The 24,132-nt window shown below is 39.8% G+C and carries 19 protein-coding genes; 15 read left to right on the forward strand and 4 right to left on the reverse strand.

What is annotated here, in order from left to right; genetic code table 11:
• Positions 1-267: 267 nt before the first annotated feature.
• The 4 genes from AC1TO4_RS01305 (at position 268) to AC1TO4_RS01320 (ending at position 8,233) form a co-directional block, all read left to right on the forward strand.
• Positions 268-1,842, forward strand: coding sequence for a peptide chain release factor 3 (locus tag AC1TO4_RS01305; protein ID WP_482103839.1), 1,575 nt, complete (start codon positions 268-270; stop codon positions 1,840-1,842).
• 214 nt (positions 1,843-2,056) lie between these two features.
• Positions 2,057-5,122, forward strand: coding sequence for an efflux RND transporter permease subunit (locus AC1TO4_RS01310; protein WP_482103840.1), 3,066 nt, complete (start codon positions 2,057-2,059; stop codon positions 5,120-5,122).
• A gap of 877 nt (positions 5,123-5,999) precedes the next feature.
• Positions 6,000-6,755, forward strand: a complete 756-nt coding sequence (locus AC1TO4_RS01315; protein ID WP_482103841.1) for a TerC family protein — start codon at positions 6,000-6,002, stop codon at positions 6,753-6,755.
• Positions 6,756-6,883: 128 nt separating this feature from the next.
• A complete protein-coding gene (locus AC1TO4_RS01320) occupies positions 6,884-8,233 on the forward strand; it encodes a TrkH family potassium uptake protein (protein ID WP_482103842.1) in 1,350 nt (449 codons plus the stop codon).
• Between the two features lie 93 nt (positions 8,234-8,326).
• Here AC1TO4_RS01320 and AC1TO4_RS01325 read toward each other — a convergent pair whose 3' ends face one another.
• On the reverse strand, positions 8,327-10,075 hold the full coding sequence (locus tag AC1TO4_RS01325; RefSeq protein ID WP_482103843.1) for a B12-binding domain-containing radical SAM protein: 1,749 nt from the start codon (positions 10,073-10,075) through the stop codon (positions 8,327-8,329).
• A gap of 192 nt (positions 10,076-10,267) precedes the next feature.
• Between AC1TO4_RS01325 and AC1TO4_RS01330 the strand changes: the two genes are divergently transcribed.
• The gene (locus tag AC1TO4_RS01330) at positions 10,268-11,701 is read left to right on the forward strand and encodes an ATP-binding protein (protein ID WP_482103844.1); all 1,434 of its coding nucleotides are present in this window, start codon (positions 10,268-10,270) and stop codon (positions 11,699-11,701) included.
• A 95-nt stretch (positions 11,702-11,796) separates the two neighbouring features.
• The gene (locus AC1TO4_RS01335) at positions 11,797-12,240 is read left to right on the forward strand and encodes a MarR family winged helix-turn-helix transcriptional regulator (RefSeq protein ID WP_482104034.1); all 444 of its coding nucleotides are present in this window, start codon (positions 11,797-11,799) and stop codon (positions 12,238-12,240) included.
• Positions 12,241-12,334: 94 nt separating this feature from the next.
• On the opposite strand, the gene AC1TO4_RS01340 is transcribed toward AC1TO4_RS01335, so the two are convergent.
• Positions 12,335-13,009, reverse strand: a complete 675-nt coding sequence (locus tag AC1TO4_RS01340; protein ID WP_482103845.1) for a hypothetical protein — start codon at positions 13,007-13,009, stop codon at positions 12,335-12,337.
• 233 nt (positions 13,010-13,242) lie between these two features.
• Between AC1TO4_RS01340 and AC1TO4_RS01345 the strand changes: the two genes are divergently transcribed.
• The 3 genes from AC1TO4_RS01345 (at position 13,243) to AC1TO4_RS01355 (ending at position 15,092) form a co-directional block, all read left to right on the forward strand.
• Complete coding sequence (locus AC1TO4_RS01345; RefSeq protein ID WP_482103846.1) at positions 13,243-13,398, forward strand: Spo0E family sporulation regulatory protein-aspartic acid phosphatase; 156 nt, start codon at positions 13,243-13,245, stop codon at positions 13,396-13,398.
• A gap of 281 nt (positions 13,399-13,679) precedes the next feature.
• A complete protein-coding gene (locus AC1TO4_RS01350) occupies positions 13,680-14,546 on the forward strand; it encodes an NAD(P)-dependent oxidoreductase (protein ID WP_482100281.1) in 867 nt (288 codons plus the stop codon).
• 87 nt (positions 14,547-14,633) lie between these two features.
• Positions 14,634-15,092: a chemotaxis protein CheW gene (locus AC1TO4_RS01355; protein ID WP_482103847.1), complete on the forward strand. Its 459-nt coding sequence runs from the start codon at positions 14,634-14,636 to the stop codon at positions 15,090-15,092.
• A gap of 71 nt (positions 15,093-15,163) precedes the next feature.
• On the opposite strand, the gene AC1TO4_RS01360 is transcribed toward AC1TO4_RS01355, so the two are convergent.
• Positions 15,164-15,628 (reverse strand): YkyB family protein, encoded by a 465-nt coding sequence (locus AC1TO4_RS01360; RefSeq protein ID WP_482100283.1) that lies wholly within the window; start codon positions 15,626-15,628, stop codon positions 15,164-15,166.
• Positions 15,629-15,868: 240 nt separating this feature from the next.
• Here AC1TO4_RS01360 and AC1TO4_RS01365 point away from each other — a divergent pair, with 240 nt between their 5' ends.
• The 6 genes from AC1TO4_RS01365 (at position 15,869) to AC1TO4_RS01390 (ending at position 22,558) form a co-directional block, all read left to right on the forward strand.
• Positions 15,869-17,914 (forward strand): putative bifunctional diguanylate cyclase/phosphodiesterase, encoded by a 2,046-nt coding sequence (locus AC1TO4_RS01365; RefSeq protein WP_482103848.1) that lies wholly within the window; start codon positions 15,869-15,871, stop codon positions 17,912-17,914.
• Positions 17,915-18,533: 619 nt separating this feature from the next.
• A complete protein-coding gene (gene fadH, locus AC1TO4_RS01370) occupies positions 18,534-19,292 on the forward strand; it encodes a 2,4-dienoyl-CoA reductase (RefSeq protein ID WP_482103849.1) in 759 nt (252 codons plus the stop codon).
• 53 nt (positions 19,293-19,345) lie between these two features.
• Positions 19,346-19,576: a hypothetical protein gene (locus AC1TO4_RS01375; RefSeq protein WP_482100286.1), complete on the forward strand. Its 231-nt coding sequence runs from the start codon at positions 19,346-19,348 to the stop codon at positions 19,574-19,576.
• Between the two features lie 106 nt (positions 19,577-19,682).
• The gene (cbpB, locus tag AC1TO4_RS01380; protein WP_482100287.1) at positions 19,683-20,123 is read left to right on the forward strand and encodes a cyclic-di-AMP-binding protein CbpB; all 441 of its coding nucleotides are present in this window, start codon (positions 19,683-19,685) and stop codon (positions 20,121-20,123) included.
• A 115-nt stretch (positions 20,124-20,238) separates the two neighbouring features.
• Positions 20,239-21,684 carry an MDR family MFS transporter gene (locus tag AC1TO4_RS01385; RefSeq protein WP_482104035.1) on the forward strand — a complete coding sequence of 482 codons (1,446 nt, stop codon included), beginning with the start codon at positions 20,239-20,241 and terminating at the stop codon, positions 21,682-21,684.
• Complete coding sequence (locus AC1TO4_RS01390) at positions 21,665-22,558, forward strand: LysR family transcriptional regulator (RefSeq protein WP_482103850.1); 894 nt, start codon at positions 21,665-21,667, stop codon at positions 22,556-22,558. The genes AC1TO4_RS01385 and AC1TO4_RS01390 overlap by 20 nt, the downstream gene beginning before the upstream one ends.
• A gap of 255 nt (positions 22,559-22,813) precedes the next feature.
• Here the strand turns inward: AC1TO4_RS01390 and AC1TO4_RS01395 are convergent, their stop codons facing one another.
• Positions 22,814-24,007 (reverse strand): MFS transporter, encoded by a 1,194-nt coding sequence (locus AC1TO4_RS01395; protein ID WP_482104036.1) that lies wholly within the window; start codon positions 24,005-24,007, stop codon positions 22,814-22,816.
• Positions 24,008-24,132: the final 125 nt, after the last annotated feature.

Here is a 24,132-nt window from a genome sequence, read left to right on the forward strand (position 1 = left end):
ATGAAGTTCAATTCCTCCCTGATAAAGCCTCCGGCGGATGTCACAGATTTTGAAAGGAGTTAATCGAGCAAGCTCGATTCAAAATCTGGACGCAATTACGCCGAGGCGTAATTGATCCATGAAACGGTATAATAAACTTTAATACACTGGTTTTTTGTTGAATGCTTGTAGACCTGGATGCAACGGCATTTATTCAAATGATCTACTGCGGTTTACACTATGATAAACTTATGCTAAGAAAAGCAGAACAGAAGGAGATGCTATATAATGGACAAACCTATAAATGAAGAAATTGCGTCTCGTCGTACCTTTGCAATCATTTCTCACCCGGATGCCGGGAAAACGACAATTACAGAAAAACTTCTCTATTTTGGCGGCGCAATTCGTGATGCTGGAACAGTAAAAGGGAAAAAGTCTGGTAAATTTGCAACGTCTGACTGGATGGAAATTGAAAAACAGCGTGGGATTTCGGTCACTTCATCAGTTATGCAATTCGATTATGATGGAAAACGCGTTAATATTTTGGATACACCCGGGCACGAGGATTTCAGTGAAGATACTTACCGTACGCTTATGGCAGTTGATGCAGCGGTTATGATGGTCGACTCGGCGAAAGGAATTGAGCCGCAGACGATTAAACTATTCAAAGTATGTCGTATGCGTGGAATTCCGATTTTTACATTTATCAACAAAATGGACCGCTTAGGGAAAGAACCGCTTGAATTAATGGAAGAGTTGGAAGAAGTTCTTGGCATACAGTCTTACGCCATGAACTGGCCAATTGGGATGGGCAAAGAGTTCCTAGGTATCTATGATCGTTTTAATCAGCGTATTGAACAGGTTCGTGTCAACGATGAAAACCGTTTCCTTGCTATAAATGACGAGGGTGGCCTCGTAGAACCGCATCCGATGATGGAAACTTCGTATTACAAGCAGGCAATCGAAGATGTCCTTCTTTTAAATGAAGCAGGAAATGATTTCGATGAAGAGAAAATTGCAATTGGCGAATTAACGCCAGTATTTTTTGGCAGCGCACTTACAAATTTCGGTGTACAAACATTTTTAGAAACATTTTTACAATTTTCACCGCCTCCACAACCGCGAATAACAAAAGATAAAACAGAAATCGATCCGTATTCGGAAGAGTTTTCAGGGTTTATCTTTAAGATTCAAGCGAATATGAACCCAATGCACCGAGACCGTATCGCATTCGTCCGTATTGTTTCAGGTAAATTCGAACGTGGAATGAACGTAACAGTTCCACGAATTTCAAGGACATTCAAACTGACACAGACAACACAGTTTCTTGCAGATGATCGTGAAACTGTGGATGAAGCAGTTGCCGGAGATATTATTGGGCTCCATGATACAGGTAACTACCAAATCGGTGATACAGTAATTGGCGGTAAATCTAACTTCATTTTTGATGCGCTTCCACAATTTACACCGGAACTTTTCGTACGGGTAACCGCGAAAAACGTCATGAAGTCCAAACATTTCCATAAAGGGATTCTCCAGCTTGTACAAGAAGGCGCAATTCAATATTACCGGACGCTCCACACCGAGGATGTACTTTTAGGGGCAGTTGGTCAGCTTCAATTCGAAGTATTCGAGCATCGGATGAAGAATGAGTATAATGTCGAGGTACGTATGGAGCACGTCGGTTCAAAAGTGGCACGTTGGATTGTTAATGAAAGTGATGTCAAAGAATCAATGGCGGGTCAACGTGCAATGCTCGTAAAAGACCGCCACGATAAATTAGTATTCCTGTTTGAAAACGACTTTGCGATGCGGTGGTTCCACGATAAGTATCCAGATATTGAGTTATATAGTCTATTATAATCCGCTAATCCGGCAGGACGGTCTTTCCGTTTTGTCGGTTTTTTTATGGATAGGAAACGATAAGTTTAAATTGATCGTTTCTAGTTTCAGACCTCAGGTTCTTTGAGGTTCGACCTTTTGATAAAAGAGCAGATGATAGTGGCTCATGTTTGAAGAAGTGTCAATCTTTAACTATGATTGAAATAAAGAATTATTTGGGGAGAGGGAAATGTAAATGAAAATCAGTGACTTTTCTATTAAAAGACCTGTATTTACAATTGTGACAATGTTTCTAATCATCATTCTCGGAGCTGTGTCATTTTTTCGCATTCCAGTAACACTAATTCCGGAATTGAACCCGCCAATTGCAGTCGTAGTTTCTAGTTATCCAGGCGCATCTCCGGCTGAAGTGAGCGAGAAATTAACTAAACCGCTTGAAGCAAGTCTTTCAACTTCACCTGGTTTGAAATCAATGCAGTCTACCTCCCAGGAAGGGGCAAATTTCATCCTACTCATGTTTGACTGGTCGACGAACATTGATGAAGTCCAACTCGATATCATGCAGCGGGTCGATCAAGTTCCGGTTCCTGACGGGGCAAATAAACCCAGATTCATGAAGTTTGACCCGGCCCAGTTTCCGGTAATTCAATTGTCGTTGCATTCTACTACGGAAGACATTGATGTCCGAAAGATTGCCGAACAGTTGGAAACAGAATTACGGAGAACAAAAGGAGTAGCGAGTGTTTCTGTTTCAGGTCAACTTATGGAAGAAGTCCAAATTATTCTAGATCAGAACAAAATTGTGGCAAATGGACTTGACCAAGCAGGTATCGTGCAAATGATCCAGGCGAATAATGTATCGATGCCGGGTGAACCAATCGAGACTAGAGACGGAATGTTATTGACAACACGTATTGTCAGCACGCTCACGTCCATTTCAGATATCCGTGGCGTCACAGTAGGAACAAATCCACTCAGTGGCAAAAAGATAAAAATAGCCGATGTAGCGGACGTTGCGCTTGTAGAGTCTGAGACCGGAACAGAAACCCGTGCAAATGATCAGCAGGCAGTTTTAATGTCCGTATTGCAAGAATCGGGTGCAAATACTGCGGAAGTATCTACAGCATTCAAAACAGCGCTTGACAAGCTTTTAGAGAAAGAAGAATTCAATGGAGTCGAGTCAAATATTTTGTTTGACCAAGGAGATTATGTGAAACTTGCCATCGGAAATATTGGCCAATCTCTAATACTAGGCGGTATTTTTGCGATGCTCGTTTTATTCTTTTTCCTTCGAGGCATCAAGAGCCCAATTATTATTGGAATTGCAATTCCATACTCGGTTATTGTCACTTTCGTCCTCATGTATTTTGCGAACTTCTCGCTAAATATTATGACATTGGGTGCACTTGCATTAGGTATCGGAATGCTCGTCGATAATGCGATTATCGTTATTGAAAACATTGAACGGCATCTCACTATGGGGAAAAAGCCAAAGCAAGCTGCATCTGAAGGGACGAAGGAAATTGGCGGTGCGATTATAGCGTCAACATTAACGACGCTAGCTGTATTTGTACCGGTTGTTTTCATCAGCGGTTTGATAGGACAGATATTTACTGAATTCGCTTTAACAATTTCCTTCAGCTTATTTGCATCGCTTATTGTTGCTTTAACAGTTGTACCAATGATGGCAAGTCGTTTACTCAATAAACCGAAGGCCGACATGGAAGCGAGAAGACGTCGATCTAAAAAATTGAACAACTTTGAACGCTCGGTAAAATGGTCGTTGAAATATCGTTCTGTTGTTCTGGTATTTACAGTAGTCGTTCTACTACTTAGCGTTTTAGCCTTGACCAAAGTCGGAACAGAATTCCTGCCTTCAACAGATGAAGGATTTGTAAGTGTTTCGGTGAAGCTGCCGAATGGTTCATCTGCAACTACGACGGATGAAGTTGTGAAGCGAATCGAAACACAATTGAAAAAGGAAAGTGACGTAGAGGTATATGTCAGTCTAGTTGGCGGAACGCAACAGGATATAGCTCAAGGCACATCAAAAGCAGATCGTGCAGAAATATCTGTAAAACTGTTACCTCTTGCAGATCGTGAACGTTCTGTTTTCGAATTCGTCGATGATGTACAGCCTGAGGTATTGAAGGAAATCGGTGATGATGCGAAAGTTAGCTTTAACTTGCAGACCGCCGCGGGCTCAAGTCCGAATACATTGACGTTTTCATTGAAAGATACAAATGAAGAACAACTCAATGATGCAGTATTGAAGTTGAATCGGAAATTGGCCGACCTTGACTCAGTAACTGAAGTAACAAATAATCTTCAAGATACCGTGGAAGAGATACAAATCGAAGTGAATCCAGATAAAGCATCTGAAAAAGGATTAGCACCTTATCAAATTGCACAAACGGTCAACGACGTTACGCGTGGTTCATTTGCGACCCAAATTATTGGAGAAAATGAAGAAGTTTACGGTGTCTATGTTAGATACGACAAGAAATTCCGTAATAGCATAGAACGGTTGAAAAATATAAAAATGCGAACGCCTGCTGGAACTTTTGTGTCGCTAGGTGAAGTTGCTAAAATTAATATTGCAGAAGGACCTGTTTCCATACAGCGAGTCGACCAGGCGCACTCTGTTACATTCAATGTGAAATATATATCGTCCCAGTCGCTTGGGGATATGACTGAAAAAGTAAATAATACGATTGATACCCTAAAGTTACCTGAAGAGATAGATGTTTCATTCGGCGGTGACAGGGAGTTATTTGAAGGTGCCATTGATGATATGATTATGGCAATCCTGCTAGCTGTTGTCCTCGTTTATATTGTAATGGCGGCACAATTTGAATCATTTAAGTATCCATTTGTGATTATGTTCTCCGTACCACTTATGATTATTGGCGTAGGACTTGGATTGTTTTTGACGAATACGCCAATTAGTGTAACAGCGGTTATTGGTATACTCGTTCTTGTCGGGATTGTCGTTAATAATGGGATTGTCCTTGTTGAGTATATTAATCAGCGAAAAGAAGCGGGGCTAAGCTCATATGATGCTATCGTTGTTTCTGTCAGGGATCGGGTTAGACCAATCCTGATGACTGCACTAACGACTATTCTTGGCCTGCTGCCACTGGCACTAGGTATAGGCGAAGGGACAGAAATGAACCAACCGATGGGAATTGTAGTGATTGGTGGTTTACTGAGCTCGACATTGCTAACGCTATATGTTGTACCCATCATCTACAGCCTGTTTGATCGACAAACGAGAAAACGAGCGGTTGAGAAGAAATAATGGAAATGTCTCCTTTTCGAAGGAGGCATTTTTTGGCATACAAATGTAAAATAGGGGGGCAGGACATAAACTCATTTACAATTGTCAAAGTGAAATTATATTAATGACGATATATGTTGAAATAAAGAATCCAGCTGAATCATCAGCGGCACTGGTATGTATATTCTTGAGAGAGTTGTAATTCGGAGTGTGGAATATCTACCGCTTGGCGCTCTTGGGATGCCTCTGGCCCTAAGCCTGGATTAACGCTTCGCATCCAGTCTCAGGGCTTCGGCTACCACTTTGCCGCGCCTGCGCTGGGGTGTACTTTATTGAAAGTGATTTTGAGATGTATGGACTGAGATTATAATGTGATTACTATTTGATATTAATTTCATTGAAGAAAGACGCACTCCATGCAAAATGCCTTTTCCCCGATAATGAAATACGCTTTCCTACATAGAGACTATCCAGCGAAGGCGCGTCTTCGTGGTAGCCGGAGCGATAAGACTGAAAGTGGTTTCCTTTCTGGCTTATCGCGGGAGGCATCCACAAAGCGTCGAAGCGGTATTAGCAGGACTTCCTGAAGTCCATTCCATCTATCGAGAGCTCTATATAAGAAAAATAGCGAATATCAAATAAAAGTAGGAAGCCTTATAATTTACTTTTGGTCGAACTATGCTATAATAAATCAAAAGCACCCGAACTTAATAACTTTTGACTTTTTGTCAAGGGGGAGTAGCTATAGGGAAACCTATTTCATAGTCGTCAATACGTGGCTTGTGCCATCGGTTATGATAGCTGGATTTTTACAAGACTAAAATTCCGACTTAGCGAGACCTTTGCCTTTTATTAGGTGAGGGTCTTTTTTATTCGTGAAAAATTAGGAGGAATCGATTTGGACGCAATATTATTGGAATACGCATGGGTACTCGTTGTACTTATCGTATTAGAAGGATTACTAGCAGCAGATAACGCGGTTGTTATGGCAGTTATGGTTAAGCACTTACCGCGCGATCAACAAAAGAAAGCACTCTTCTACGGATTATTTGGTGCATTTGTCTTCCGTTTTGCAGCATTGTTTATGATTACAATCCTTGTGAACTATTGGCAAATTCAAGCACTTGGAGCAGCATATCTTTTATTCATCTCGATTAAAAGCCTCATTGATCAGCGAAAAGATGAAGATCCACATCCCGATGCGAAAGTACGCAAAAAATCTGGTTTCTGGATGACGGTTGTGAAAGTCGAACTTGCGGATATTGCATTTGCGCTTGATTCAATGCTTGCGGCGGTTGCACTTGCTGTAACGTTGCCTGAGCTTGGGAACTTCCAAGTTGGTGGTATTAATGGTGGACAGTTCACTGTCATGCTATTAGGTGGAATTATTGGGTTAGTCATCATGCGATTTGCAGCACGTCAATTCGTTACTCTGTTAGAAAAATTCCCTTCATTAGAAACAGCAGCATTTCTTATCGTTGGATGGGTCGGTGTCAAATTACTTGTTCTTACATTAGCGCATCCAGGCGTGGGTATCCTTGCTGAAAGCTTCCCACATTCAGCATTATGGAAAACAACGTTCTGGATTGTCCTCGTTGGAATTGCAGTTTTTGGTTACTTAGCAGGGATTCGACAAAATAAGAATAAAGCTTGATTTTAAGGACAGTCGTGCATTTGTACGGCTGTTTTTTTGTTTATAAAAAGTTCGTACTTTCTTTTTTCGTGCAACTTCTCTAAAATAGGTACGACACCTCTACAGTGGTGAAAGGAGCGGGGATAAGAGTGAAATTCAATCGCGAGAATTTACGCAGGTTCACACCTGCCCAAGTAATTGTGTTTTATTATTTTCTGGCCATTGCATTCTCATTATTACTTCTGAATCTTCCAGGCGTTTACTTGCCTGGCGTAAAGGTGAGTTTTATTGATAGTTTGTTTACCGCCGTCAGTGCAGTAAGCGTTACGGGTCTGACACCTATCAGTATTGTAAATACATACTCAGTTTTCGGGATTTGTATGTTGATGTTGGTTTTACAAATTGGCGGGATAGGAATTATGTCGATAGGTACATTTTTTTGGCTGCTCGTCAAAAAAAAGATAGGTTTGCGTGAAAGACAGCTAATTATGGTCGAACATAATCAATACAACCTCGCCGGACTCGTTCATCTCATAAGAGAAATTGTGAAAATAATAATCTTAATTGAAATTATTGGCGGACTCATTTTTACAATGTATATCATGCGTTATTATGATTCGTTCAGCGAAGCGTTTCTAAACGGTATGTTTATGTCTGTTTCAGCAACCACAAATGCTGGATTTGATCTAACAGGCACTTCGTTAACAGGTTATTTTAATGATTACTTCATTCAATCATTGACGATGATTTTGATAATACTAGGTGCAATCGGATTCCCTGTTCTCATCGAAGTCAAAAGCTTCTTCTCTAAAAAAGTTCCTCATTTCCGTTTTTCATTGTTTACCAAAATAACGACAATCACATTTGGTATTTTACTCGTTTTTGGTGCATTAATGATTTTCATATTGGAATCTGTAAACTCATTTAAAGGGATGGCGTGGCATGAGAAGATATTTACCGCGTTATTTCATTCAGTGTCATCGAGATCTGGGGGACTGACAACGTATGATATAACGAAATTCAGTGAAGCGACCGATATTTTCATAAGTTCGTTGATGTTCATCGGCGCATCGCCGAGTTCCGTAGGTGGTGGAATCCGTACAACGACATTTGCAGTTGCACTCCTATTCCTCATCAACTTTGCACGTGGAAATCAGGTTATTAATGTCTTTCATCGGCAAATTAAATTAATAGATATTTTCCGTTCATTTGCTGTAATTATTCTAGCATTGGCAATGGTTATGACAGCACTTCTAGTGTTGCTTATTACAGAACCAGGCGTCCCAGTTGTTGCTTTGTTGTTTGAAATAACCTCTGCATTTGGAACGTGTGGAATGTCGCTAGGGATTACGTCGGATCTCTCTGTAGTTGGGAAAGGGATTATTATGATTCTTATGTTCATCGGACGAGTAGGGCTTATATCGTTCCTCTACACATTAGGAGGAAAAACGAAAAGTTTGCATTATCAGTACCCGAAAGAACGGGTCATTATTGGATGAAAATAAAAGCGTTAAAAGCAAAAAAACATCAAATTAGCTTCCCACAGTGTAAGAAAAAAAGGCTGTCCCATATCAAGATGGGGCAGCCTTTATTCAATGGACCAGTGACTTTTCTAAAAACATGAGTTGCGGTGTATCATCATGTCTGAAGACAGTTATGAGATATCCAGTAGCATTCTGGACAACACCAATTTCAACGTCTTCAGGTTGGACTGCTATAGGTGTGATGAAAGTTTGTTTTCGTATATTTCTTGCATTCAAGCCTAAAGAACTAAACGAATCTCCTAGTAAAGCAGGATTTTCTAGAAGGAGTTGTTCAATGGAAGACCGTTCCTCAATCGGCATATCATCTTGCCACCATATTTTTCGCGGTTGGAACTTATGATGAGCAAGGTAGTCCATTTTTAGAAGACTTCGTGCGATATCCATGTCTGCACTGCCATCTTCCATAAGGAAATCATGCAATCGAATGAATAAATCCTCCAATTGATGTCCAATTCTTGACCAGCCCCGATTTTCCCAATAGGATCCAAACTGTTGGAAGAAGTCGAATGGTGTTTCGAAGACTTCAGAGACAACATACTCGACTGTTCTTGGTAAACGATTGTCGTTCCAATACTTCTCAAGGACGTCTTCGGTTTGTTTGATACGTAAGATATCATCGAACGTCAATACGTTATTTGAAAAGATCTCATAGGGTGCTTCATCGATAAAGTCATATCCGAACTGTTCGGCTTGGATGCGCAATCCCGTTCCACGTAGCAGTTTTAGGAAGCCGAGTTGCAATTCCTCCGGGCGCATGGCGAAAACTTCATTGAAGGTATTGCGGAAAGATTGATAATCTTCCTCAGGCAGCCCAGCGATTAAGTCCAGATGCTGCTCGATTTTTCCACCCGCTTTCACCATATTGACTGTTCGTGAAAGTTTTTCGAAGTTTTGTCGCCGTTGTACTAACTCGTTTGTTAAATCATTAGTGGATTGAACGCCAATTTCGAATCTGAATAGTCCTGCGGGCGCGTTTTCATTGAGAAAATCAATAACTTCGGGACGCATGATGTCGCCCGTAATTTCAAACTGAAAGACGGTACCCGGTTTATGTTCATCAATCAAAAATTGAAATATATCCATTGCATAGCTTCTGCTAATATTGAACGTGCGGTCGACAAATTTTATTGTTTTAGCACCATGTTCCATCAAATAGCGTATGTCATCCTTAATCGACTCGCGGTTGAAATAGCGGACACCTACTTCAATGGATGACAGACAAAATTGACAAGAAAAAGGACATCCGCGGCTCGTTTCTATATATGTCACTCTTTTACCAAGGTCAGATATATCCTCGTTGAACTTGAAAGGTGAGGGGAGTTCGCGCAAGTCCAGTTTTGGACCGGGTGCTGTAATTTTTAGCTGATTATTTTGTCTATAAGCAATACCCTGGACTGCGGTTATATCGGCATTTCCAGCAAAGACATCCAGTAGATGTTTAAAAGTTCTTTCTCCTTCACCAATGGCGATGACATCAATTTCGGGAACACGCTCCAGCCAATAATCATAATCGTAGGTCACTTCAGGTCCGCCTGCGATAATTTTTACATCGGGTTTGACCTTTTTTAACATGCGTATCACTTTAATGGTTTCTTCAATGTTCCAAATATAAAGGCTGAATCCAACAATATCCGGATTTTTTTGGTATAAATCTGATACAATATTCATTGTAGGATCTTTTATTGTATATTCTGCAATAACCGAATTGTACTCAGGCATTGCAAATGCCTTCAAGCAACGTACGGCTAGATTCGTATGTATATATTTTGCGTTAAGCGTTGATAGTATAATGTTCATGAACAAGCTCCTTTTTTTATCTACTTCATCATATAATTCGAAAAAAATTAAATATAGGTACAAAGATCTATTTATAATGCAACCTAAATATGGAATAATCCAAGTAAGGTGATTATTGTAAAAATTTGATATTTCAGCATGAATCATTGTCATATTTCATATTGTTTTGAAACGGGAACAGGGGGCGTACGCTTGAACTGTAAAAAGGGAAAAGTAATGCAACACATAACTTTCATGTTGGATAATGCAAACAATTCGGGTACAGTTTTTGATAATAAGGGTTTGCTTTTATATGCAAATAAATCATTCAGGAAAAACTGTGGCACTAGTGAAAAGAATAATATTCGTGATTACCTCGTTGGTCCGACTAATGAATTGTGGGACAATAAAACAAATCTTGTTACTGAATTTAAGGATAAGACATTAAACTTAAATATTCAATTAGTAGGCAGAATATGTGCTGTTAAAATGCATCTGATGTATCTTGAAGATGTCCAACAAACGATTGCACTATTCGATATTCCACAGATTTTTCCGGATATTGCAGAAAAAACATATATAAATGCTTTCCGTAGTTCAGACAATTTTTTGATATTCACGGACATTCAAGGAGCAATCTGTGACGTAAATGAGATGCACTCTGAATTTTTTAATTTACCAAGAGATTATTTTGTAGGAAAGCCGGCTAATGTAGTCTTAGAATTATTGAATGTAGAAAATGAAATACTGATTGATTACTTTAAAAGCATAAGACTTTATAGCTGTGCAGAAATGACAGTCATGTATGAGCGTTCACTTCAAGATAGTAGATATTATAACGTTATCACTTCATTCGACAGTGAGACTCAAACGTATCTGATACGGATGAGAGATCATACAGAAAAGGTTGCTATAGAAAAGCATTTGGCGCATTCAGAATCATTATCGACTCTAGGTGGGCTAGCAGCAAGTATCGCTCACGAAATTAGGAACCCAATGACGACCATGAAAGGTTTTGTTCAATTACTTAAGATTTCAGCAACATCTGACACGATGAAGTACTTAAATGTCATTGATGAAGAAGTTCTTAGGATGGAATCGATATTGACAGAAATGCTTATCCTTTCAAAGCCCAGCATGAACAAGAAGATGACCTTCTGCTTGGAACTCCTCGTTGCAGATATGATTGAGGTTATCCAACCGAAAGCTTTAATGGATGGCATCACTATATCGCAACAAATAGGAGCTATTCAAGAGTCATTGATTTTCGGCGATCCCGATAAAATTAAGCAAATTCTTCTGAATCTGTTTAAAAATGCACTTGAAGCAATGACTCCTGGAGGCATACTTACAACTTCCTTGGATTTGGATAGCTCAGGAAAAATAATCTTAAAGGTTACCGACACTGGAAAAGGAATGGATGCGATGCAAGTGAAGCAGGTTTTCTTGTCGTTTTTTACTTCCAAATCGAATGGAACAGGACTTGGGCTGCCATTTGTTCTGAAAATAATCGAAGAACATGGTGGAATGATTGCTGTCGAAAGTGAAGTTGGTAAGGGTACGACCTTTATACTAACATTTCCTCCAGCAATTGCACATGGAGCTGAGAAGGTTTTAAATAACAATAGTGTATTGTCGACGCAATAAGCGCAATCTAACGACTTTCATGCCTTTTGACATCAATGCGTTCTAACCGCTATAATGAAGGCAACAATGGAACGGGATATAGAAGGTGGCACTGAATAATGACAAAAGATACAGAACGGGCATTAAAACTATTTATCGTTTTATCTAGAGCAAGCAAAGTGATATTGGAAGAGGCGCATAGGACAAGTGAAAAACATGGGCTTAACCCTACTGAATTTGCTGTTCTTGAACTGCTGCATCATACTGGGAGACAGCCGATTCAAAAGATAGGACAAAAAATCTTACTACGAAGTGGTTCAATGACATACGTGGTTGATAAACTTGAAAAAAGAGGTTTATTGGAACGTGTTAATTGTGAGGCGGATAAGCGCGTGACATATATGTCAATTACAACTGCGGGTGAGGAACTCATGATTTCCATATTTCCGGAACACGCAGCTAATATTAAATCGATTATGACATCACTTACAATCGAAGAACAAAATCAGGCAATTGAATTGTTACGGAAGCTAGGTCTATCCGTAAAAAATCTATCGTAAAATCCGCTTGTATGCTGATAGAATCAGTGCAGTCGAAGGAAGAAATAGAAAAGCGCCAAATGGATATGTTCCATTTGGCGCTTTTGTTGTACTGCTATTTAGCAACAATTGTTTCGCTCATACGTAGAAAACTTTCAAAATGGTCTTCGTTTAGGGAATCATAAATTGTTAGGCGAACAATCATATCCCCGCGTTCGAAGAGAATACCTGTAACGGACGTGGTTTCAGCTTTGACAGAAAGAACTTTTGCGTTCTCGATGTTTTCCCCAACTGGAATTGACGTTTCGTCTGTAACTTCAACAGGTGTGCCGCCATCACTGGATGCTTCTAGCACAGCGCCCATATTTTCAAGTAAGTAATCATAAGTACCTTCTTCTACTGGCATGGTTTCAATACGCATGAACACAGATTCGTCTTCTGTTGCCATAAGAACGTCCTTGCCGGGCTCTTCACTTGTTAATGTATACTTCGGAAGAACAGAAATAGAGTAATTTTGTTCATCGCTATCTGTCAATTTGCTATCTTTCATGAAATCTTCTTTGGCGTCATTGCTTGTCGTCTCATCTTCTACTTCTGTTTCTTCTGGTACAACATCTTCTTCTTCGACAACTTCATCTGAACTTTCATCTTCAACGACTTTATCTGTCTCTTCGACTACATCCGTTGAACCATTTGTTGTTTCCTCGCCAGCATCGGGATTTGTACCGCATGCTGTCAGAAGTAAAGTGGTCGCGACTGCTACTAGCAGTAAATTCCATTTTAATTTCATCGTAAATCCCTCCTTATTAAATTTAGACGCATGAAACTCATAAATGTTGCATAACTCTTTATACTTTACTAGTTTGCCTTATTAAGAGCAGAACGTAAAGTGATATCCACCTGTTGCTTTTTTCTTTGTCACTTTTCAAAGTTGACGGAATTTGATGGTGATTTATTATCATTTTAGAAGAGTATTGCTGTATAATAATATTTTAACTATCTTTTATATTTGGAGGGATCATCTTGGAATGGAGTCTTGAAGAAAAAATTGAAATGATGCGTGAAGAGATGATTGAACGAGCGTTGAAAAAAGGACTGAATGCTGACGAAACGATAGTACTTAGCAATGAACTTGATTATCTCATGAATCAGTATGAAGAAGAAAAAAATAACTTTTGAGCAATGAAAAGATTTAGCACATATAACTTTATCTGTTACGGAAGAAGAAGGAATCACATTTTTAGATGACCTAGAAAAAATATTTTACAAACAATGTTTAATAACCTTGGAAAAGGGGGAAATTAAGGTAGAACACAGCAACATTCTCATTTCCCCCTTTTGAGGACGGAACCCTATTCACAGGGTCCGTCCTCCTTTTTTTGAAAATTTAAATGAATGATGGAAAAAAAGATTTTCTTTGATACGATAAATAGTGCTACTACTAATTAGGGGGAATCGTATTGAAAATAGAAAAGGTGGCATTTATCGGGACAGGTGTAATGGGGGCCAGTGTTATTAAACACTTACTGAAGAACAATTATAGAGTGAACATGTACACACGTACAAAAGAAAAGGCGGAGCCACTCATTGAGGCAGGTGCAACCTGGTCGGATACGATCGGGGAAGCTGTGAAGGGTGTAGACCTGGTCTTCACGATGGTCGGCTATCCGACAGATGTAGAAGAAATCTATTTTGGTGAGAATGGGATTTTTAAAAATGGCAGGGCGGGACAGATCCTTATAGATATGACGACATCTAGTCCTGCGCTGGCGAAACGAATTGCAGAACAAGGGGGCAACCTGCAGATGTCGGTGATAGACGCACCTGTTTCAGGTGGGGACATCGGTGCAAGGAATGGAACGTTGTCGATTATGTGTGGTGGTGACGAAAAAACGTTTAAAGCAGTCCTTCCGATTCTATCAAACTTCGGAGAACAAATTGTTTATCAAGGAACGGCCGGTGCTGGACAGCACGCTAAAATGTGCAATCAGATTGCAATTGCTTCAAATATGATCGGTGTTTGTGAAGCACTAGCGTATGCTGAAAAAGCAGGGTTAAATACTGAAACAGTCCTGAAATCCATTTCAACTGGGGCAGCGGGTTCATGGTCACTGTCGAACTTGGCACCGCGTATGCTTAAAGGAGACTTTGAACCAGGTTTTTATGTTAAACATTTTTTGAAAGACATGAATATCGCTTTGACAGAAGCGGAAGAAATGAATTTAACGCTTCCGGGTTTACAGCTTGCGCGTGAAATGTACGAGCAGCTTGAACAGAAAGGCTTCGCGGAAAAAGGGACACAAGTTCTTTATAAAAGATATGAATAAACCTCAATAATAGCTAAAATAGACCGAAAATAGAACTAAGGGATGAATCTAATCAATAACGATCATCAATAGGTGGGAGATGGACATATGAACACGATAAAATCCGATGAAGTCACATATGAAGTTTTTGAATTTGTAGAGTTTCAAGTCGGACAAAGTAATTTTGGACTGAGTATTCAACATGTTCGTGAAATTATTCAACCTGTTCCAGTAACTGTCTTGCCACATTCCCATCCATTTATCGAAGGAATTATACAATTACGGGGCGAAGTGCTTCCGGTCATTGATTTGAGGAAGGTAACAGGAAATACAGATTTTAATGACACGGAGGAATCGAAGTACATCGTAGCGGAATTCGATGGCATAACAGTTGTTCTGGATGTGACGAGTGTCACACAGATTCAACGCATTAATTTCACTGATATTGAACCTGCTTCAGACATGTATATGGGTGATAAAGTACCCGTTTCAGGCGTTATCAAACGAGACAATGGCATGACGCTCCTCGTCGATTTTGAAAAAGTGATTGCGGAACAATTTAAATAAACATGGAATAGTTCAGGTGAATTTGAATAAACTGACTGAATCCTAATGATCAAGATAGGATTCAGTCAGTTTCATTTTCCGTCTAAATAAGAGGAGCGAAAACTTTGAGTGTTTTGCATCGTATGGATTGATTTTTTTGGAGGAACCTTTTTCTTCTCGCGTGTTTTCTGCTGAAGTGGTTCTACATAATTGGAAAGAATTTCACGAGCTGTTTTAAGGCTCATTCGTTCTTGTGGGTTACGAGATGTCGGATCTTGTTGTCCGAGGTGTGGAAGTGTGTTGAAGTCTTCTTTTTCCGGGAGTGTGTGAAAGAGGAATTCGTCACAACGAACGAGGACCGTGGAATGCTGCTTGCTAAATTTCGGATTATCGACAAAGTGCAATCCGATTTTTTCTGCGTTGCCTGAACGAATCAGTTTATCAATCGCCATTTTTTTAAATGCATAAAGTTGTTTATTATCAGGAGCAGTTTTAGCGTGTCGATTTACTGTATAGATGGCAATTGCCAATTGACGGATTGAATGTTTATGTTTCAAAATAGGCCTCCTTTATAAATGATTGTGTGATTGCATATGTTTCGATAATACCAAGAATGATAAGAGTTGTATACCTCCTTACACAAATAGTTGTGAAATCACGGAAAATTTAATTAGTACCCTTATGAATACATGGTCTTCTGTAAATGGTACAAACTATTCTTGAAGTACAAACAAAAGAATTGAATAGATTGTTGTTCGGTGAAACTTTAAGCATACAGACTATAAATGGAGGCACTCATGAGAAAAACTGAAGCAGAAGACCAGATAGATAGAATAGTAGAATCCTCTATTTTTAATCATTCTTTCAAGATGTCCGTACTAATTAGGAAAAATGAAAAAGAGGGGTTTGATGTACTTTATGCGAATGCATTAGCTTTGCAATACTTTGCTAGAGAAGCCCCGTCATCAGCACAAGAATTTTTTGGTGATATGTGGGAATCGTTTATACAGATTATACATAAATATCATAATCATTTCGATTTTGCAACTGAAATTCAAATAATGCAAAACGGACTGAAGGTATTACTCGAATTGGATTTCCAATTCCACGCAAAAGAGTATGAAAGTGAGTATATCTATGTTGAATTACGTGAACGAATGGATATAGCCGCGGAAAGGGAATTACAAACAGAATTGCAAAACAAATATAATTCTGTTATTGACCACAATATAGATCCGATTATAACTATTAATCAAAGCATGAAAATTATCGATGCCAACCGTGCAGTTCATTTAGCATTCGGTTATCGTTTTAAAGAACTTTCCGGCCGTACATTCATTGATTTGCTAGGTGAGGATAAAATAGCTGAGTTTCAACAAATCCTGCACCGCGCACTATCTGGCGAATCAATGGAGATGGAAAGTTCGACCTTCTTCCACAAACGAGGCCACTTATTACCTACTTATATGAAGCTGATTCCTGTCCTCGTGGTTGAAGAAGTAAAAGAAATTCACCTGATACTACGGGATACTTCTGTCAATCAAAGAAATAATGAAAAACTTCTTTATTTATCTTATCATGACCATATGACAGGTCTATGGAATCGCCGTGCGATGAAGGAGCATTTCACTGAAGACGCCACCTATGCTTTGAAAAGTGATGAACGACTATCATTCATACACCTTGGCCTAGATCGTTTTAAGATGATTAATGAATCGCTTGGACATAATGGTGCAGATAAAATTTTGAAAATCGTTGCAGAACGCTTAAAAGTAATTTGTCCCCCATCGGGAAGAGTGTACCGTAATGGAGGAGATGAATTTATCGTCTCCTTGCAAAATCATTCTGTTTCAAAAACGGAGAAATTTGCGCAAAAATTATTAAATGATTTTGGAAAACCTTTTTACTTCAACCATCAAGAATATTTCATATCTGCGTCCATAGGTATTGCTGTGTATCCAGAGGATGGAAAAACGCTGGAAGCTTTGTTGCGGAAGTCAGAACATGCTCTTACCTTTGTGAAAGATCGAGGTCGTTCTCATTATCGTTTCTATCGTGAAGAGATGAATTCAACTTTCCCTGATGAAGCATTGATGGAATCGCATTTACGTAGGTCGATTGAACTGGAAGAATTGGCAATCCATTATCAGCCCCAAATCGATTTGAAAACGGGCCACATTAGCAGTTTCGAGGCACTTCTTAGGTGGAATAACCGTAAATTTGGATTTGTTTCACCCGCACTATTTATCCCGATTGCAGAAGAATCGGGTCTCATACATGGGATAGGCGATTGGGTATTGAATCAGGTATGCAGTCAGTTGAAAGAATGGCAGGACAAAAGGTTCAAGGCGGCACGGATTGCTGTAAATATTTCACCAAAGCAGTTTAGAATGGAAGATTTTTCAGAGAAATTAAAAAGTAAAATTTTAAGTTACGGCATTGTACCTTCTTCCTTGGAAGTGGAAATTACAGAAAGTGCATTGACAGAAATGAATGAAACGCTTAAAACACTCAATGACCTAAAGGAGATTGGTGTAATAATTTCTGTCGATGATTTCGGCACAGGATATTCGTCACTTAGTTATTTGAATCAGTATCCAATCGACATCATTAAAATCGATCGTTCTTTTATCAAAGATATTGAAACAGATGTGAAAAATGAAGCAATTGCGAAGACAATTATTAATCTGGCTCATAACTTGGGAATGGAAGTTGTTGCTGAAGGGGTTGAAAGGGATTTGCAGGCTCAGATTCTCCTGGAGGCCAAGTGTCAGAAAGCACAAGGATTTTTATACAGCAAAGCGATACCTATAAAGGAAATCGTTGAAAAATATTTTGTATAGAAAAACATGCATGACAACTGGAAAAGTCCTAAAAGATGAGTGTGAATCAGAAATTCTGCTAATACCGCTTCTAAGCTTTGTGGATGCCTCCCGCGATAAGCCGGAAAGGAAACCGCTTTCAGTCTTATCGCTCCGGCTACCACGTAGACGCGCCTGCGCTGGATATTCTATGTATGAAGGTACATTTACTTGTCAGGATTAGATTTGCAATCCGTAGTCTGTCTTTCTTCAATGTAATTTGAATCAATTAGTACTCATATAATAATTTCATTCCATACATCTCAAATAAACTTTCAATAATGGAACAACCTCAGCGCAGGCGCGGCAAAGGGGTCGCCGAAGCCGTGAGACTGGATGCGAAGCGTTAATCCAGGCTCATGGCCAGAGGCATCCCCAGAGCGCCAAGCGTTCTTCAATCCACTTTCTGAATTGACAACTCTCCCGATAATGTACACACCAGCGCAAGCGGATTCAATGGGATTCTTTAATTTAACTTATATAGACACATTAATTACTTTCTAACGATAAACAGGACAATCCATTCTATTAATCTCGTCATGTAGCAAATAAAATGATACAATAATGAGTGAATATTCATTCATTACGAGGGGGAATTGAAATGTTTGAAGAAAAGGTATTTATTGTCACTGGTGGATCGAATGGAATGGGGAAATATATGGCGAAGAAATTTGCAGCTGAAGGTGCCCAAGTTGTTATAACAGGCAGGGATATGGATAGATTGAAACTAGCGCAAGAAGAAATTGGCGATCATGCCCACGTATTCCAGATGGATGTACGAAAAGTAGAAAATGTGGATACATTAGTTGCTTTCACTGATGAAAAGTTTGGTAGAATCGATGGTCTCGTTAATAATGCAGCGGGAAACTTTATTGTTAAAGCAGAAGATTTATCGCCAAATGGCTGGAATACTGTAATTGATATCGTCTTAAATGGAACATTTTACTGTTCGAGTGCTGTCGGGAAATATTGGATTGAAAAAGGTCAAAAAGGATCGATTTTAAATATGCTTGCAACATATGCGTGGGATGCAGGAGCAGGTGTTGTTCATTCCGCAGCAGCCAAAGCAGGCGTAATGTCGTTAACAAGGACACTAGCGGTTGAATGGGGTACACAATACGGAATTAGGGTGAATGGGATAGCTCCGGGTCCAATCGAGCGCACAGGAGGCGCAGGAAAACTCTGGGAATCAGAAAAAGCTGCGAAACGTACATTGGCTTCAATTCCTTTAGGTCGTCTCGGACAGCCGGAAGAAGTCGCAGAACTGGCTGCATTCATCATGTCCGATAAAGCATCTTATATGAATGGAGAAATTGTTACGCTTGATGGTGGCCAATGGTTAAAAAGTTATCCGTTTTGATGATTAACTATTTATAAATAGTGCATCCTACCTTCGAAAGGAGAGATGTACGCTTGGATATTTGGACAGTACCATTTGTCATCGTTGTTTTGATCATCATCTCGATTAGTGTTGTTTCCGTATGGAAATGGAACAAGGCATTTGCAGTTATAAGTGGACAAGATATCCAGACTGCTGCAGAGAACGAAGATCATCCGTTTACTTTAAATCCAATTATTTGGATTTCTCTCACCGCTGCATTCTTCATTTTAATTGTCATTTTCTATTATGCAACCTCTTCTTAATCGGAGAGGTTTTCTTTGTCAAATTGAGGAAAGAAAGCCCTTCTTATGATATGATAGATATGTAGTTTTTAGGTGAATAGCAAAGCTACAGAAGGAGCAGATTTACATGATATCTATTAATAATAGGGATTTTCTTTTTACACCAATCGCGGAATTTATCATATCGTCTGAAAAAGTTGCCCACGTGCAGGTTGGCAATAATGCGGAGCACGCTCTCCTTGTTCTGACAAAAACAGGTTATTCAGCTATACCGGTCCTTGATGCGAAATATCATCTCAAAGGGTTACTTAGTATGGGAATGATAACAGATTCGATTTTGGGTCTTGAACGTATCGAATATGAACTTCTAGCAAACTTAAAAGTAGATGCAATTATGCAGACTGATTTACCAACCATAAAAACGAGTGATCGGTTCCAAAAAGGACTTGATCTTTTAATTGACCATACTTTCCTATGTGTTACTGAAGAGGACGGTACATTTGCCGGTATTTTAACGCGAAGAGTGATAATGAAACAATTTAAAAAATACATTTATTCAGCTCAATAAGAATTTGTGGTTTAACGACTGGCTCCTTGGCGGGGCCTTTTTCTGTTTGAAAGGAGACTGTATGGCAGTGAAGACCATTAAAAAAACGAATCGTCCATTGGTACTAATTTCGGTTATGCTCGCTATGTTTGTCGGGGCGGTAGAAGCAACTATTGTATCAACAGCAATGCCCGCAATAGCTTCAGATCTCGGGGGGTTTTCAAGATATAGTTGGGTTTTTTCTTCTTATTTACTGATGAGTACGGTAACTGTTCTTGTCTATGGTAAACTTGCGGACATATTTGGTCGTAAGCCAATATTGTTTATAGGTTTGTCCATTTTCATTATCGGTTCCATTTTATGCGGTTTTGCTGTTTCAATGGAGCAGTTAATTGTTTTCAGGTTATTACAAGGACTTGGCGCAGGAGCTGTTATGCCGATTGCAACGACTATCGTTGGTGATATTTATACGACTGAAGAGCGCGCAAAAGTCCAAGGGTATTTATCGAGTGTCTGGGGGATTTCTGCGGTATCTGGTCCTGTCATCGGTGGGCTGATTGTCCAATATATGGATTGGAAGTATATCTTTTGGGTAAACGTGCCACTAGGCATTCTTGCAATGGTCGGTATCTATTTGTTTTTACACGAACCTCAGCGTTCGAAAAAAGTGTCAATTGATTATAAAGGGGCCATACTTCTTACATTATCATTATCCACAATTCTCTTTTGGCTTGTTGAAGGCGGTCAGTCATTTGGTCGACTGTCATTTTACAGCATTACGCTTATTGTGGTGGGGTTCGGAGCGCTGGCATTATTCGTCAGAGTTGAGAGAAAAGCAGTGAATCCCGTCATGCCATTCGCAATGTGGAAGAATCCTGTTATTTTGTATGCGAATCTCGTGTCACTTACGACAGGTATCATATTAATCGGTATTTCATCCTATTTACCAACATATGTGACGGGTGTCATGGAGCAACCTGCGATTATCGCTGGATTCACCTTGACGGCAATGTCCATAGGCTGGCCGATTGCGTCGTCTGTCGCGGGGCATTTATTGATCCGTTTTGGTCCGTTTGCGGTCTCTTTTGTAGGGGGCATATCGCTTGTTCTAGGGACATCTTTGTTTGTTATGATGAATGCAGCATCTGGACCGTGGTGGGCTGCTATGTCTAGCTTCTTTGTAGGTATCGGTATGGGATTGACGAGTACAGCTTTCACTGTAACAATTCAAGGGGCGGTTTCAAGAGAGATGCGAGGTTCTGCAACTGCAGCTAATATGTTCATGAGAAACTTTGGAAATACAGTTGGAGCCGCACTCTTTGGGGCTATTTTAAACGGTATGATAATGGCGGGTTTCAAAAAAGAGAACCTAGATTACAGTTTAGATGATGTTAATCTTCTTCTAACCGAAAAGCTGAGGCAAACAATACCAAACTCAAATCTGAATATGTTACAAAATATCCTCGATGGATCTTTAGAATGGGTGTATATTGCTGTAGCTGCTTTCGCTGTAATCAGTTTGCTTTTGATATTGAAAATCCCACGTGGAAAGGGGTTTCTTCATGACGACGACAGAACTTGAAATCATCAAAGCACTTGCTGAAGAAGGGAATATGCGAAAAGCGGCGGAGCGTCTTTTTTTATCGCAACCTGCGCTTTCCCAGCGTTTGCAGTCAATTGAAAAAGAATGGGGAACAATATTGTTTCTTCGCTCTCAGAAAGGACTTGAGCCAACACCTGCAGGAGAACTTGTCATCGCTTATGCGCGTGAAGCAATCATTAAGAGGGAAGAAACGTTTGAAATGATTGCTTCGATGGCTGACAGGGTGCACGGTACTTTGAAGATAGCATGTGCCTCTATTGTAGGTCAGACTTGGTTGCCACAAATATTACAAGAGTATGTGGAAAGGTATCCCGATGCAAAAATCTCGCTGATAACGGGTTGGAGTTCAGAAATTGTTAAAGCGTTATATGAGGGTGAGGCACATGTGGGTATCGTGCGTGGTCAGGTTGATTGGAAGAGCAGAAAAACCTATTTATTTCGGGATCGTCTCTATTTAGTAGATCGTGAAATTAAATCAATTGATGAATTAAAAGACACGAAAAGACCATTCATCCAATTTAAAAGTGATTCAAACTACCATATGGAAATCCAGCGGTGGTGGCAGCGTCATTTTCATCAAAATCCTGGACGTCAGATTACAGTAGATCAGATTGAGACGTGCAAGCAACTCGCGATAAACGGTATCGGTTATGCGATTTTGCCTTCGATTACGCTTACTGGGGATGAGAATGTCAATAAAATACCTCTTTTAAATAGCGAAGAAGAGTTCGAATTGACGCGGGATACATGGCTGATAGGATACGAATCGTCGTTCGCATTGAAACAAGTTGATGCGTTCACACAAATTGTACAGGAACACGCAAATAAATTACAAAATGATTATAACTTTTAAGGGGTTCTAACGACTCTAGTGGAGTCCGGATCGAGCAGTGCGTAATTTAATGAGCAAATCCCTATCACGCCGGAATAATAGCCGGTATGATAGGGATTTTTACTTGAATGAATAGGTGACTGTGGATTTGATTCGTCTAGCTCCATACGGCCTAGAGGCTCGGTCATAAGTCAGTTTGGCTGTGCAGCAAAGAACGCTGCTTCGCCAACCTGTCTTATGCCTGCCGCCTCTGGACAGGCGTCCTGCGCTTTTGAGTTATAGCTTTGCTAATAATTCTCCGTTTCGTTTTGACCAAAAGTTGGCGAGGGCAAAACAGATGAGCAGGATGATTGTTCCGATGATGTATGGGTAGATAATATTAATATCGAACAATACGCCCGCAAGTGCCGGTCCAATCATGTTTCCTAAGCTCATGTAAGCAGACATCATCCCTGCTGCATAGCCTTGTTCGCTGCCAGCAAGTTTGGAAACGAGGGTGTTGACGGCCGGTCTGAGAAGAGATGTGGCTGTAAAGAAAATAGTAGCAACGAAAAGAATAGTGAAAAATGAATCGACGAACAAAATGCCAATCATCCCTAGTGCCGCGATGATAAGATTAACTAGAATGACACGCATTTCACCAAATCTTTTAAACAGTTTATTGATAACGAATGTCTGAGCGATAACTCCTACAAAACCTCCAATTGTAATAATGACGGCGATTTGAGAAGGCGTATAGCCATATTTGTGATCAACGTAAAGAGAAATGGTTGATTGGAAATTAGCCAGTCCAAAAGAAAAGACGAACATTACAATTAACATGACAAAGTAAGGCGTTGTGGTAGATCGTTTCATCTGTTTGAATAGATTTTCACTCTTTTTTTCACTTCCAGGTTCAACAGCACTGCTAGTGGCTGGATTCGGCAAAGCAAAAACTGAGATAACCGCTGCAATTAAAGCTGCTGCTGTGGAGAAGTAAAAAGGGAATTCTAAACTTATTTTTGATAGGGCGCCGCCGATTGCAGGACCAATCATGAAGCCAAAAGACATTGAGGCACCTAGCAGACCCATCCCTCGACCTCTTTCTTTGTACGTAGTGATATCGGCAACAAACGCCATCATTGGAGGGATCATGAAGGCAGCACCGAGTCCAGAGAAGAATCGTGCGACGTAAAGCATCCATAATTCTGTGGCTAAACCGAATGCGAGTTGGGATAGACCCATAATAATCAAACCAATAATGATCAATTTTTTTCGACCATGTTTATCGGATAGATCACCGGCAAGCGGAGAAAAGATAAATTGTGAGAATGAAAATATTGCAATTAAAAAACCGAGTGCTTGACCAGCAACCCCGAACGTTCCCAGATATTCCGGCATGATAGGAATAATAAGACCGAATCCTGCCATGGCTATAAACATATTGAACATTAAAACATATAAAGCGAAATTATTGGACTTGTTTGTCAGAAATACCACCGCTTTCTAAACTACCTCTGTAACTAAACTATAATACCATAAGCTTCATTTGAATACATATTAATACAATATTTAATTAATGAAGACGACCTAAGTAGAAAACTAAGGTCGTCAAT

The sequence above is a fragment of the Sporosarcina sp. Y838 genome, assembly GCF_056786515.1.

Excerpts from the sequence above, each read along its gene's own strand:
- AC1TO4_RS01340 (WP_482103845.1), bottom strand. The coding sequence starts at position 13,009 with ATGAAATTAAAATGGAATTTACTGCTAGTAGCAGTCGCGACCACTTTA.
- AC1TO4_RS01390 (WP_482103850.1), top strand. The coding sequence starts at position 21,665 with ATGACGACGACAGAACTTGAAATCATCAAAGCACTTGCTGAAGAAGGG.
- AC1TO4_RS01305 (WP_482103839.1), top strand. The coding sequence starts at position 268 with ATGGACAAACCTATAAATGAAGAAATTGCGTCTCGTCGTACCTTTGCA.
- fadH (WP_482103849.1), top strand. The coding sequence starts at position 18,534 with ATGTTTGAAGAAAAGGTATTTATTGTCACTGGTGGATCGAATGGAATG.
- AC1TO4_RS01310 (WP_482103840.1), top strand. The coding sequence starts at position 2,057 with ATGAAAATCAGTGACTTTTCTATTAAAAGACCTGTATTTACAATTGTG.
- AC1TO4_RS01355 (WP_482103847.1), top strand. The coding sequence starts at position 14,634 with ATGAACACGATAAAATCCGATGAAGTCACATATGAAGTTTTTGAATTT.
- AC1TO4_RS01385 (WP_482104035.1), top strand. The coding sequence starts at position 20,239 with ATGCTCGCTATGTTTGTCGGGGCGGTAGAAGCAACTATTGTATCAACA.
- AC1TO4_RS01325 (WP_482103843.1), bottom strand. The coding sequence starts at position 10,075 with ATGAACATTATACTATCAACGCTTAACGCAAAATATATACATACGAAT.
- AC1TO4_RS01365 (WP_482103848.1), top strand. The coding sequence starts at position 15,869 with ATGAGAAAAACTGAAGCAGAAGACCAGATAGATAGAATAGTAGAATCC.
- cbpB (WP_482100287.1), top strand. The coding sequence starts at position 19,683 with ATGATATCTATTAATAATAGGGATTTTCTTTTTACACCAATCGCGGAA.